The following is a 12,787-nucleotide window of genomic DNA, read 5'->3' on the forward strand; positions in this document are numbered from 1 at the left end:
TTCACTTCTCCTCGAAAGAGTCTGTTTGGTTATACTCACTGATATCTCCGGTATTGAGGTACACGGCGGGTTCAATATTGGCTGAAATCCAGGTGCTAATAGCCCGGTGCTCAAGATTATCTATTACCGGCGTGGACATGTGATTCTCACTTTTTACCACATGTCGCGTTACATTGGGCATATTCCATTGAGCAGCCTCATTAATATTACTGATGGTATCTTTGCGGCCACCGTAGACAAGAATTGGCAACGTTAGTGAGGACAGGTCGTCGAACATGTCGGTTTGTTCTATGTCCACACCTGCATTAGACAAAGCAATTTTTGCCCCCTCTTTTAATGAGAAATCAGGTATCAATAAGCTTGTCCATGGCCGAAAAGACATCGCCACACCTACCGTGGCTATGTCAAATCGATTCATAGGAGAAAGCAGAATCAGCCCGCTGATTTGGTTACTCAAGGTAGCGGTTTTAACCGCTGCCAGCGCGCCCATCGAATGTCCGACGACTATCAGAGGTTGAGTGACCGTATCACGCTGATTATCAAGAAATTCAGTAAGAAGTTCGGCATCCTTCACTCCGTAACTCAGCGGCGGCGAAGCTGCGTCCCGGCCAAACAAGCCGGGTACAAGAACGTGAAAGCCAAGTAACTGGAAATATGTTGCCGCATAACGCATTTCTTCTTTATCCGCGCCAAACCCATGCAATAACATCACCGTTCCCTCAAACCGGGGGACGGCAGAAGATATTAACGTTAACGACTTATCAAATGTCATGGTAGCGGGGTTAGTCAGACTTACGCTAAAGGATAAGTCGCTTTCGCTAAGGGGCTGTGGGGCCCCATAAAAATAGGAAAAGCAATATAACCACGTGTCGCTGCAATACTGCTTATCAAAAGTAAGAAGGGTTTCGGCTAATTTTTCAAAAGATTCGCTGGTAGAAAAAGTATAGGGGTTTGAAGAAGATTCAATTTCCCGAGCCACGAAGGTAGCGCACGATGCCAGTGTGAATAATGTGGCCAACACAATTGCGATTCGGTGAGCCATGCCCTACTCCTGTGGCGAGATAGGTGGTAAATCTGAAGTTCGTAACAAATAAAATGAAGGGTGAGACTGATGCTCACCCGACGAGGTCAAATATATTCAACCTCAGTAATTTCGTATTCAACCGGACCTGATGGCGTTTGAATATTTACAATATCGTCTATCTCTTTTCCAATCAAACCACGGGCAATAGGTGAATTCACTGAAATCAGATTACTTTTAATATCCGCTTCATCATCACCCACAATTCGGTATGTCGTTTCTTTTTCGTTTTCCAGGTTCATAATGGTAACCGTGGTGCCAAAAATGACCTTACCTGTGTTGTCCATCTTGGTGACATCGATAATTTGTGCGTTGGATAGTTTGCCTTCAATATCCTGAATGCGCCCTTCACAAAAACTTTGTTGTTCCCGGGCAGCATGATACTCCGCATTTTCTTTTAGATCACCGTGTTCACGGGCTTCAGCAATGGCCTGAATAATTCGCGGGCGTGTTACAGATTTGAGTTCATTTAGCTCAGCGCGCAATAACTCCGCACCACGAGCTGTCATTGGGTACTGACTCATGAATGTCGTCTCACTTACTCTAAAATTTGGCTCTTGAAATGCTCAAAAAAAGTGCGCCAATCAGGCGCACATTTTTGACATGGTTGCAGACAGGATACCTCGTATCCTGTCTATTGTCATCATTGTTTAATACGAGCGTGAAGCTCCTGAACAGACGTCACTTTGTTACGATCATCGGCAGATTTCGCTCTAACCGTGGCAAAGGCGGCGTTCATGGTTGTGGTATAAGTTACCTTGTTTAACAGCGCTTCCCGGCGTATATAAACTGAATCGGTAATCGCCTGACGGCCTTCAGTGGTATTAATAATGTAGTTGTACTCACCATTTTTAATAGCATCAACAATGTTAGGACGCCCTTCAGACAGCTTGTTCACCACCGAACTGGCAATGCCTGCATCGTACAATGTTGTTGCCGTACCGCGCGTACACTCAATAGTGAAGCCATTATCGACCAAAGTTTTTGCTAACTCAATTATGCGGTTTTTATCGGTTTGTCTGACAGATAGCAGCGCCTTACCGGACTTCGGCAATGGAGCACCAGCGCCCAGGTTAGCTTTCGCATAGGCTTCTTCAAAGGTATCACCCACACCCATCACTTCGCCCGTCGAACGCATCTCAGGACCAAGCAATGGATCGACACCTTGAAACTTGGCAAAAGGAAGTACTACTTCTTTTACTGAGAAAAAGGGTGGAATGACTTCTTCAGTAATGCCCTGCTCTTTCAGGCTAACTCCAGCCATAACTCGTGCGGCAACTTTGGCAAGTTGTACACCTGTCGCTTTAGACACAAAAGGCACAGTTCTGGCAGCGCGCGGGTTGACCTCAATCAAATACACTTCGCCATCTTTTATAGCGAACTGCGTATTCATCAGGCCGACTACACCAAGCTCCAATGCCATGGCCCGAACCTGCTCACGCATTTTATCTTGTATGGCTTTAGACAGAGAATGCGGTGGTAAAGAACAGGCTGAATCGCCGGAATGCACGCCAGCTTGCTCAATATGCTCCATGATCCCGCCAATCAGCACATCTTTGCCGTCACAGATAGCATCAATGTCAACCTCGATAGCATCGTCCAAGAAGCGGTCTAGCAGCACCGGCGCATCGTTAGAAACTTTTACGGCTTCTGTCAAATAACGTTTTAAGTCTTTTAAGTCGTAGACAATCTCCATTGCCCGCCCGCCAAGAACATAAGAAGGGCGAACCACTAACGGAAACCCGATGCCTTCCGCCTTCGCCAGCGCTTGATCCATATTCGTTACAGTGGCATTAGCAGGCTGTTTAAGATTAAGCTTGGTAACCATTTGCTGAAAGCGTTCGCGGTCTTCAGCGCGGTCAATGGCATCAGGTGATGTACCGATAATCGGCACCCCATTCGCTTCCAACGCTCGCGCCAGCTTCAGCGGCGTTTGCCCACCATATTGAACAATGACACCTTTAGGCTTTTCTTTTTCGCAGATTTCCAGCACGTCTTCCAGTGTGACAGGTTCAAAATACAGCCGGTCAGACGTATCATAGTCGGTAGAAACTGTCTCAGGGTTACAGTTAACCATAATAGTTTCGTAACCATCTTCGCGCATGGAAAGTGCAGCGTGAACGCAGCAATAATCAAATTCGATTCCTTGCCCGATCCGGTTTGGCCCGCCACCTAACACCATAATTTTATCGCGATCTGAAGGTTCAGCTTCACATTCTTCATCGTAGGTGGAATACATATATGCGGTACTGGTCGAAAATTCAGCGGCACAGGTATCAACCCGTTTATACACTGGGTGAATGCCAAACTTACGTCGGACGTCCCGCACATCGCTTTCTGCGACTTTCGTCAATTCTGCCAGCCGGGCGTCAGAGAACCCTTTACGCTTCAACTTGCGCATCATCTCAGCATCAAGACTACTTATTCCCTCGTGCGCTACCTGTTCTTCAAGTTGCACCAGTTCTTCAATTTGTACAAGGTACCAGCGGTCAATGTTGGTAAGAGAGAAAATTTCGTCTACTGTCATGCCTAGTCTAAAGGCATCAGCAATATACCAGATACGCTCAGCACCCGGTTGCCGAAGTTCATAAACTATTTTATTGCGCGCTTCGCTATCTTCCAGGTTCACCAGCGGATTTAAGCCCGTTGCGTTAACCTCTAAACCACGTAACGCTTTTTGTAACGATTCCTGCTGATTACGGCCTATTGCCATCACTTCACCTACAGATTTCATCTGCGTGGTGAGCCGATCGTTTGCGCCAGCAAATTTTTCAAAGTTGAAGCGTGGTATTTTGGTAACCACATAGTCGATAGACGGTTCGAAGGAAGCCGGAGTTAAGCCCCCGGTAATGTCGTTAGCCAGTTCATCTAAGGTGTAGCCAATAGCCAGTTTAGCCGCAACTTTCGCAATCGGGAAGCCTGTAGCTTTTGATGCCAGTGCTGAAGAACGCGACACACGCGGGTTCATCTCGATAATTACCATGCGGCCTGTATCGGGATCGACACCAAACTGTACGTTCGAACCGCCGGTTTCCACTCCAATTTCCCGCAATACGGCCATCGCCGCATTTCGCATAATCTGGAATTCTTTATCGGTGAGAGTTTGCGCGGGCGCTACGGTAATAGAATCGCCGGTGTGCACGCCCATAGGATCAAAGTTTTCTATGGTACACACAATAATGCAGTTGTCCGCTTTATCGCGAACCACTTCCATTTCGTACTCTTTCCAGCCAATTAACGATTCATCTATTAACAACTCGTTGGTAGGAGAAAGATCGAGTCCGCGGTGACATATCTCGTTGAATTCATCTATGTTATAGGCGATACCTCCGCCGCTTCCGCCCATGGTGAAGGAAGGACGAATAATACAGGGAAAACCAATACGACTAAGTACGTCGTGTGCCTGCTCCATACTGTGAGCGATTTCAGCACGTGGACATTCCAGCCCAATCGATTTCATCGCTTTGTCAAAGCGCTCGCGATCTTCCGCTTTATCAATGGCATCCGCAGTGGCGCCAATAAGTTCCACGCCGAATTCATCGAGCACGCCTTCCCGGTTCAGATCCAGCGCACAGTTCAACGCGGTTTGTCCGCCCATGGTAGGCAAAATAGCATCAGGGCGTTCTTTTTCAATAATTTTACGAACCGCTTCCCAGTGGATTGGCTCGATGTAGGTGGCATCCGCCATCTCCGGATCGGTCATGATAGTCGCTGGGTTTGAATTTACCAGAATGACGCGATACCCTTCCTCCCGCAGCGCCTTACACGCCTGCGCGCCGGAATAGTCGAACTCACAGGCCTGACCAATCACGATAGGGCCAGCACCCAGGATAAGAATACTTTTTAGGTCGGTACGTTTTGGCATAAAAGGCTAGTTCCTACTGCTTTGATTGGTCGATAAGTTCAATGAAGTGATCGAAGAGATCCGCCGCTTCGTGTGGTCCGGGACTTGCCTCTGGGTGTCCCTGAAAACTAAACGCCGGTTTGTCTTTACGATGAATACCTTGTAACGATTTATCGAACAGAGAAATATGGGTAATTTCCAGATTATCAGGCAGCGAAGTTTCATCTACCGCGAACCCATGGTTCTGGCTAGTAATCATAACGACGTTTTTCTTTAGATCTTTGACCGGGTGATTACCACCATGATGACCAAACTTCATTTTTACTGTTTTCGCGCCACTGGCTAAAGCGAGCAACTGATGTCCTAAGCAAATTCCAAACACAGGTACGTTTGCCTCAACCAGCGTTTTGATCGCATCTACAGCATAGGTACATGGTTCCGGATCACCAGGTCCGTTTGACAGGAATACCCCATCTGGGTTCATCGCCATAACGTCCTGAGCAGACGTTTGCGCAGGTACTAACGTAATTTTGCAACCCCTGGCTACAAGCATACGCAGAATATTATGTTTAACACCGTAATCATACGCGACGACATGATACTTGGCCGGTACATCAGGGGTAGTCTGATAGCCTTCGCCGAGCTTCCAGACGCCGCCATTCCATTCGCGAATTTCTGTAGTACAAACTTCTTTCGCCAGGTCCATTCCTTTCAGCCCTGGAAAACTTTTTGCTTTTTGCAGTGCTAGCGCTTCATCCAGCTCGTCGACGCACATTATACAGCCGTTCTGTGCCCCTTTATCACGCAATATACGCGTCAGCCGACGGGTATCAATATCCGCAATTCCCACAACTCCTTTCGCCTTAAGGTAATCAGAAAGAGACTGTTGCTGGCGAAAGTTACTGGCGATCAAAGGCAGCTCGCGGATCACCAGGCCTTTCGACCAAATAGTGTCTGCTTCAACGTCTTCTACATTTATGCCGGTATTTCCGATATGAGGATAAGTAAGGGTGATGATTTGTTCAGCGTAAGAAGGGTCAGTAAGAATTTCCTGGTAGCCAGTCATCGAAGTGTTAAAAACAACTTCTCCAACAGCAATACCTTGCGCACCAATTGCAGTGCCTTTAAAAACAGAACCATCCTCTAACACCAAAAGGGCAGAATTAGCCAAGTCAACCTCCAGATTAAGGATAACCGAGTGTTTAAGCAGGTTTCTGCTCAAACCCCACAAAAAACGGATATAACGCGAATTTTCCGCTCCGTTTACAGATCTTTGCAGCTAATAAAATAGCGTTGTCTAGTCAAACAACGCGAAATTTTGGCAAATTCCAATGAGTATATAGGAATCCTCAGAGAAGGTCTAATTGGAATTTAGATAAATACGTAAAACGCCTCATTCAAGCTAATTTACTGCAAAACAGCGTGAAACTGCTGTTTATGACGCTTAATCTTGCAGCTTAAGGCCGATAACGTTATCCATGCCATACAAAGCGGCTTTCTTCCCATGCAGCCACTTCGCGGCGTGAACAGCTCCGCGGCCAAAGGTGAGTCGGCTTGACGCCTTGTGCGTTATCTCCAGCCTCTCACCTATATCCGCAAACAATGCGGTGTGTTCACCCACAATATCTCCCCCTCTCACAGTTGCAAAGCCAATAGTTTTTTGATCCCTCGGGGGCTCCTTACCTTCTCTTCCGTAAACTGCACACTCCTTAAGATTTCTTCCTAGTTCATCAGCAATCGCATTGCCAATAGCCACTGCCGTACCGGATGGCGCGTCCTGTTTGTAGCGGTGATGCGCTTCTAAAATTTCTATATCGGCAGTTTCCCCTAATGCTCTGGCTGCCTGCTTTACCAGTGACAACATGACGTTTACACCGACGCTGTAGTTAGCAGCGAACACCACGGGAATCTGCGTCGCCGCATTTTTAAGCGATGATAGTTGTTCATCGGAAAGGCCGGTTGTGCCAATAACTACCGGTATATTGTGAGAGACGCACCAGGCGAGGTTGCTGTCGAAGGCCGCTGGCAATGTGAAATCAATCATGACATCCACTTGCGTAGGATTGATTTCTGATACCGCAGTGCACTTAATTGGCAATGAACCGATGCCCGCCAATTCACCAACATTCATGCCTACCCAGGGCGAATCGTCGCGCACTGTTGCCACAGTGAGTTGAGCCTGTTCATGTTCTTGCAGCGCCTCGATTAACACGCGTCCCATTCGGCCATTTGCACCAAAGATACCTACTTTCATATTCAATTGTTTCGTCAGAAAATTTTCTCGCATTGTGCCTGATGCTGGTTGCCATGAAAACCTCTAAGACTAATTATCATGCTTGCTCTTTTTCACATTGAGCCTTCAGGTAACTCCGGTATGATAACGCTATTCCGTATCTTAACTTTAAGCGCAGAAAAAATGGAAAAGCGGCTTATTTGGGACCTCCCCACACGATTGTTTCACTGGTTGTTAGTCATTACGCTAATTGTACAATATGTCACCGCTGAAGTGCTTGATGACGCTATGCAATGGCATTTCTACGCGGGCTACTTCGCGTTAGGGTTGATTCTTTTTCGTATTCTTTGGGGTCTGGCTGGTACCGATTACGCTCGTTTCAGCCATTTTGTAAAAGGGCCAGTCACAGTGCTCCGCTACGCGTGCAACCTGTTTAACAGAGATTCCCCGGCGCACACCGGACACAACCCTTTAGGCGGCTGGATGGTGATTTTGATGCTGGCTCTTATCGCCACTCAGGCAGTAAGCGGGCTTTTTCTAACTGATGATGTCTTTCTGGATGGCCCCTATCGTTCAGCGGTAAGTGAGGCAACCCAGGACACAATGAACTTCCTTCATCACAACGTATTCAATGTGTTGTTGGCATTAATCGCTCTACATATTGCAGCAATCATTTTTTACGCTATCTACAAAAAACAACGTCTGGCACCCTCAATGATCCACGGGAAAAAAGCCACTGAAGATAAAGCTATTTCTTCATCTAAACTGCTTTTAGCAGCGTTGTTAATTGCTCTTTCTGCGGCAACAGTGTACTACGCCGTAGAAATTGCTCCACCGGCCCCTGTTGATGATGGCGCATATTATTAGGTAGGAAAAGAAATGGAAAAATATCTTGTTACCAAAGAAGAAATTGAAACATTTCAGGGCGAAAAGAAAACCCACTACCTTAACCCAAAAGCCGTACGAGAAAACAAATCATTGGGCGAATTGACGGGACTAACCGGACTCGGCGTTCACATTATTGCCATTGAGCCAGGCTACGAAACTACCGAGTATCATGTCCATCATTTTGAAGACGAGTGTGTGTATATACTTGAAGGTGAAGCCACAGCTCTCGTGGGTGATGAAAGACTGGCAGTGAAAGCGGGCGATTTTTTGGGGTATCGTGCGGGCGGTCAGGCACATACCATAATGAATTCTGGCGCTAATACATTACGCTGCTTGGTAGTTGGAGAAAGATTGCAGCATGATGTCTGTGATTATCCCAATTTAAAAAAGCGGCTTTATCGCAATCCGGCGCTTTCTATGGATTTAGTCGATAGCGATAAGATTATTGACCCGCGTCTTCCTCCAAAATAGATAGAGCAGCGAGATTAATGTTGTATTCATGTTCTTGAAATTTAACCGGCTATGGAATCAGTTAAGCGCAGGGGCGTGAAGGTAACGAAAACGCGTTGCCCAAGCGCCGCTTTTTCATTTTCGGCAGGTTAGTTACTGCGGCTTCAAATAAGCCGAATAAAGAGAAATCATCTATCAGAAACGCCGTAAAAATCATAACCGAGGGCCCTGCCGGAGCTTCCCTGCTCCATAGGTTCACAGAATCTTCTCGAATTATTTGAAAAGTATTCGCGATATCTACCTGCGGTGTTACCCGGTGAGGGTAACGCCGCGAGCTAATTACTCTTTAAAATCGTCATGGCAAGCTTTACAAGCGGCACCTACCTTTCCAATCGCAGCACGATAGGCGCTCTCATCCCCTTCTCCAGCAACTTTTTGTAAATTAACTGAGGCAGTCTTCAAACCTTCAATTTTATCTTCAAATGCTGAATATTTTTCCCATATTACGGGTTTTGCTTCAGTTTCAACGTCGAACTTGCGAGTATCTACTTGCACATAATCAGACATCATGGCGGCAAGTTGCTCAAGACGCATTCCGTTTGTCTTCATTACTTCAGTATCATAAGGAAGCGCACCTTTTGCCATGCCACCCAGCGGTCCCATGTTGCTTTTCAATAACTGGAACAAAGACTGACGATAAGTCACCATTGCCTCGGCGTGCTTTTGCGAAGAAGCTTCTTCCGCAATGGCGTTCCCCATTGCTAAAGAACTTAACAAGGAAACCGCCACTACTGCACTTTTGAGCATATACTTCATCTTAATTTTTTCCTTAAAATAGTTAAATACCGACGTTTATGCCCTTGGCGCCCACAATTATTCTCATGAGCGGCGGGCCGGAATTTTTCGCTCTAGTTTTAAATTTTACTCGTGTGATTTAATACTGATAGACGATGCCTATCGTTCAACTCGTTATTCAGCTTGATTTTATCCTGCATTATAACTTTATAAACGACAAGCCCTCCAAAAGGAGGGCTTAAATTCTAATTCGTCAGGTCGTCAAAAAACTTTTTGACCCCGTCAAAGAAACCTTGTTCCTTGGGACGATGTTTAGCCGTCTCTCCGCCCATGGAGTCATCAAGCTCTCTGAGCAGCTCCTTTTGCCGAGTGGAAAGATTGACGGGAGTTTCCACAACGACTTTACACATCAGGTCGCCTGTTGCCCCGGTGCGGACAGATTTGACACCTTTACCGCGCAACCTAAACATACGCCCGGTTTGCGTTTCCGGACTGACTTTAAGTTTCACCTTACCGTCAAGTGTAGGAACCTGCAATTCGCCACCTAACGCCGCAGTGGTGAAACTGAGCGGAACCTCACAATAAAGGTTATTCCCGTCTCGGGTGAAAATTTTATGTTCACGCACATGCACCTGAACATACAAATCGCCCGCCGGTGCGCCAGCTTCTCCGGCTTCCCCTTCTCCGCTTAAGCGGATCCTGTCGCCGGTATCCACACCCGCTGGAATCTTGACTGATAATGTTTTGGTTTTTTCGGTACGCCCATGTCCCCGGCACTTCGTACAAGGGTCGCTGATAATTTTTCCACGCCCCGAACAGGTCGGACAGGTTTGCTGTACAGCAAAAAAGCCCTGACGCATCTGTACCTGACCATTGCCATGACAAGTCGGACAGGTTGTGGGAGAGGTTCCCTTCTTGGCTCCGGAGCCGTGGCATTCGTCACATTCCACTAAAGTGGGTACACGAATTTCGACATCTTTACCGCGTACAGCTTCTTCGAGACTTAGCTCAAGGTTATAGCGTAAATCGGCACCCTGTCTGCCTCTTGATTGCCTACCGCGACCACCGCCGCCACCAAAAATATCGCCAAAAACGTCACCGAAGATATCTCCGAAATCCGCATTTCCTCCACCAAAACCGCCACCACGATTGGGATCAACGCCGGCATGACCATACTGATCATACGCCGCGCGCTTCTGCGAATCTGTCAGGACTTCATATGCTTCCTGGATTTCCTTGAATTTTTCTTCCAAGGCTTTATCACCTTGAGTGCGGTCAGGATGATATTTCATTGCCAGTTTTTTATACGCCTTTTTGACGTCCTTTTCACTGGCACTTCTATCAATTCCTAGCACTTCGTAGTAGTCACGTTTCGACATATCGCTTGCTTTTCCTACTTTTTACTTCAAGTGCCTGACGTATCACACACTCTACACTTTCCTGAATACTGTTGTGCACCGTACGTTAACACAACAAAGGCGCAACAAGATTTCCTGCTGCGCCTGCACTGTTGAACAACCCCGGCGGCCGACCGCCGGGTTATGCTGACTACAGCTTACTTTTTCTCGTCGTCTTTGACTTCTTCAAACTCAGCGTCAACAACGTCATCGCCTGCTTTGCCGCCGTCTTGAGGCTGGCCTTCGGCACCACCTGCTTGTCCGCTCTTCGCCTGCGCGGCTTCCATCAACTTACTGGACGCTTGAACAAGCTCCTGAGTTTTCGCTTCAATTTCGGCTTTATCTTCACCTTTTACCGCAGTTTCAAGCGCGCTCAAAGCAGACTCGATAGGCGCTCTGTCGTCAGCACTTAACGCATCACCGACTTCAGTTAACTGCTTGCGAGTGGCGTGAATCATACCGTCAGCCTGGTTACGGGTTTGCACCAGTTCCTCAAACTTCTTGTCTGAGTCTTTATTGGCTTCGGCATCAGCTACCATTTTTTCCACTTCTTCATCGCTCAGACCTGAAGAGGCTTTAATGGTAATTTTCTGCTCTTTACCGGTATCTTTATCTTTTGCAGATACATGCAAAATACCGTCAGCATCAATATCGAATGTCACTTCGATTTGCGGCACACCGCGCGCGGCAGGACGAATGCCTTCGAGGTTAAACTGACCCAGCGACTTGTTGCCTTGCGCCTGCTTACGTTCACCCTGTAACACGTGAACCGTTACTGCTGACTGGTTATCTTCCGCTGTTGAGAAGGTTTGCGACTTCTTGGTCGGAATAGTAGTGTTTTTCTCGATCAACACAGTCATTACACCTCCCATGGTCTCGATACCCAGAGACAACGGGGAAACATCCAGTAACAGCACATCTTTCACGTCACCAGCCAAAACACCACCTTGAATAGCAGCGCCAACCGCCACCGCTTCATCAGGGTTTACGTCTTTACGCGGTTCTTTGCCAAAGAATTCGGTAACATACTTTTGTACCAGAGGCATACGCGTTTGACCGCCAACCAGAATAATATCCTGAATGTCGCTAACAGAAAGATCCGCATCAGCAAGCGCTTTTTTCACTGGCTCAAGGGTTTCTTTCACCATATCTTCAACCAAGGACTCAAGCTTGGCGCGAGTCACTTTGATAGCAAGGTGTTTAGGGCCAGAAGCGTCTGCGGTAATATACGGTAAATTCACTTCCGTTTGTTGCGCTGAAGACAACTCGATTTTCGCTTTTTCACCCGCTTCTTTCAGACGTTGCATTGCAAGCGGATCTTTGCGCAAATCCATACCCTGGTCTTTCTTAAATTCATCAACCAGATAAGTGATAATGCGGTTATCAAAATCTTCACCACCTAAATGGGTGTCACCGTTAGTAGCAAGTACTTCGAAGGTATGCTCACCATCAACTTCATCAATTTCAATAATTGAGATATCAAAAGTACCACCACCTAAATCGTATACCGCGATGACGTTATCGCCTTTCTTCTTATCCATACCATAGGCCAGTGCCGCAGCAGTTGGCTCGTTGATGATACGTTTAACCTCAAGGCCTGCAATTCTACCGGCATCTTTTGTCGCCTGACGCTGAGAATCGTTAAAGTAAGCAGGTACAGTAATAACAGCCGCTGTCACTTCCTCGCCCAGATAATCTTCTGCCGTTTTCTTCATTTTCTTCAGAACTTCAGCAGAAATCTGAGGAGGTGCCATTTTTGAATTTTTTGCTTCTACCCATGCATCGCCATTGTCTGCTTTCACAATTTTGTACGGCATGATATCAATATCGCGCTGTACTTCTTTGTCTTCAAAGCGGCGGCCTATAAGGCGTTTGATTGCAAATAAGGTATTTGCAGGATTGGTAACAGCCTGACGTTTCGCAGGTTGACCAACCAGTGTTTCTCCATCGTTCGCATAAGCAATGATGGAAGGCGTAGTACGATCGCCTTCAGCGTTTTCAATAACGCGAGGTTTGTCGCCGTCTAGAACCGCGACACATGAATTCGTTGTACCTAAGTCGATACCAATGATTCTACCCATTACGTGTCTCCAAAAAGT

10 protein-coding genes are annotated in these 12,787 nt (G+C 46.9%); 2 read left to right on the top strand and 8 right to left on the bottom strand.

What is annotated here, in order from left to right; all coding sequences use genetic code 11:
• Nucleotide 1: 1 nt before the first annotated feature.
• From CA267_RS02360 to dapB, 5 genes are all read right to left on the bottom strand, one after another.
• Nucleotides 2–1,042: an alpha/beta hydrolase gene (locus CA267_RS02360; RefSeq protein ID WP_075608965.1), complete on the bottom strand. Its 1,041-nt coding sequence runs from the start codon at nucleotides 1,040–1,042 to the stop codon at nucleotides 2–4.
• An 86-nt stretch (nucleotides 1,043–1,128) separates the two neighbouring features.
• Nucleotides 1,129–1,605, bottom strand: a complete 477-nt coding sequence (gene greA, locus CA267_RS02365; protein ID WP_075608964.1) for a transcription elongation factor GreA — start codon at nucleotides 1,603–1,605, stop codon at nucleotides 1,129–1,131.
• Between the two features lie 119 nt (nucleotides 1,606–1,724).
• The gene (carB, locus tag CA267_RS02370) at nucleotides 1,725–4,946 is read right to left on the bottom strand and encodes a carbamoyl-phosphate synthase large subunit (protein ID WP_075608963.1); all 3,222 of its coding nucleotides are present in this window, start codon (nucleotides 4,944–4,946) and stop codon (nucleotides 1,725–1,727) included.
• A 13-nt stretch (nucleotides 4,947–4,959) separates the two neighbouring features.
• A complete protein-coding gene (gene carA / locus CA267_RS02375; RefSeq protein ID WP_075610028.1) occupies nucleotides 4,960–6,096 on the bottom strand; it encodes a glutamine-hydrolyzing carbamoyl-phosphate synthase small subunit in 1,137 nt (378 codons plus the stop codon).
• Between the two features lie 273 nt (nucleotides 6,097–6,369).
• Entirely contained in the window at nucleotides 6,370–7,179 is an 810-nt protein-coding gene (gene dapB, locus CA267_RS02380) for a 4-hydroxy-tetrahydrodipicolinate reductase (RefSeq protein ID WP_083638536.1), read from the bottom strand.
• A gap of 120 nt (nucleotides 7,180–7,299) precedes the next feature.
• On the opposite strand from dapB, the gene CA267_RS02385 reads away from it, so the two are divergent.
• Together CA267_RS02385 and CA267_RS02390 are read left to right on the top strand one after the other, a co-directional pair.
• On the top strand, nucleotides 7,300–8,025 hold the full coding sequence (locus CA267_RS02385) for a cytochrome b/b6 domain-containing protein (RefSeq protein ID WP_232367590.1): 726 nt from the start codon (nucleotides 7,300–7,302) through the stop codon (nucleotides 8,023–8,025).
• A gap of 12 nt (nucleotides 8,026–8,037) precedes the next feature.
• Entirely contained in the window at nucleotides 8,038–8,517 is a 480-nt protein-coding gene (locus tag CA267_RS02390) for a cupin domain-containing protein (protein ID WP_075608962.1), read from the top strand.
• A gap of 318 nt (nucleotides 8,518–8,835) precedes the next feature.
• Here the strand turns inward: CA267_RS02390 and CA267_RS02395 are convergent, their stop codons facing one another.
• The 3 genes from CA267_RS02395 to dnaK form a co-directional block, all read right to left on the bottom strand.
• On the bottom strand, nucleotides 8,836–9,312 hold the full coding sequence (locus tag CA267_RS02395; RefSeq protein ID WP_075608961.1) for a c-type cytochrome: 477 nt from the start codon (nucleotides 9,310–9,312) through the stop codon (nucleotides 8,836–8,838).
• Between the two features lie 224 nt (nucleotides 9,313–9,536).
• Nucleotides 9,537–10,670, bottom strand: a complete 1,134-nt coding sequence (dnaJ, locus tag CA267_RS02400) for a molecular chaperone DnaJ (RefSeq protein ID WP_075608960.1) — start codon at nucleotides 10,668–10,670, stop codon at nucleotides 9,537–9,539.
• A gap of 176 nt (nucleotides 10,671–10,846) precedes the next feature.
• Nucleotides 10,847–12,769, bottom strand: coding sequence for a molecular chaperone DnaK (gene dnaK, locus CA267_RS02405; RefSeq protein WP_075608959.1), 1,923 nt, complete (start codon nucleotides 12,767–12,769; stop codon nucleotides 10,847–10,849).
• Nucleotides 12,770–12,787: the final 18 nt, after the last annotated feature.

It is taken from the genome of Alteromonas pelagimontana (genome assembly GCF_002499975.2).
Lineage (GTDB): Bacteria > Pseudomonadota > Gammaproteobacteria > Enterobacterales > Alteromonadaceae > Alteromonas > Alteromonas pelagimontana.

Excerpts from the sequence above, each read along its gene's own strand:
- greA (WP_075608964.1), bottom strand. The coding sequence starts at position 1,605 with ATGAGTCAGTACCCAATGACAGCTCGTGGTGCGGAGTTATTGCGCGCT.
- dnaJ (WP_075608960.1), bottom strand. The coding sequence starts at position 10,670 with ATGTCGAAACGTGACTACTACGAAGTGCTAGGAATTGATAGAAGTGCC.
- CA267_RS02360 (WP_075608965.1), bottom strand. The coding sequence starts at position 1,042 with ATGGCTCACCGAATCGCAATTGTGTTGGCCACATTATTCACACTGGCA.
- CA267_RS02385 (WP_232367590.1), top strand. The coding sequence starts at position 7,300 with ATGATAACGCTATTCCGTATCTTAACTTTAAGCGCAGAAAAAATGGAA.
- dapB (WP_083638536.1), bottom strand. The coding sequence starts at position 7,179 with ATGAAAGTAGGTATCTTTGGTGCAAATGGCCGAATGGGACGCGTGTTA.
- CA267_RS02395 (WP_075608961.1), bottom strand. The coding sequence starts at position 9,312 with ATGAAGTATATGCTCAAAAGTGCAGTAGTGGCGGTTTCCTTGTTAAGT.
- dnaK (WP_075608959.1), bottom strand. The coding sequence starts at position 12,769 with ATGGGTAGAATCATTGGTATCGACTTAGGTACAACGAATTCATGTGTC.
- CA267_RS02390 (WP_075608962.1), top strand. The coding sequence starts at position 8,038 with ATGGAAAAATATCTTGTTACCAAAGAAGAAATTGAAACATTTCAGGGC.
- carB (WP_075608963.1), bottom strand. The coding sequence starts at position 4,946 with ATGCCAAAACGTACCGACCTAAAAAGTATTCTTATCCTGGGTGCTGGC.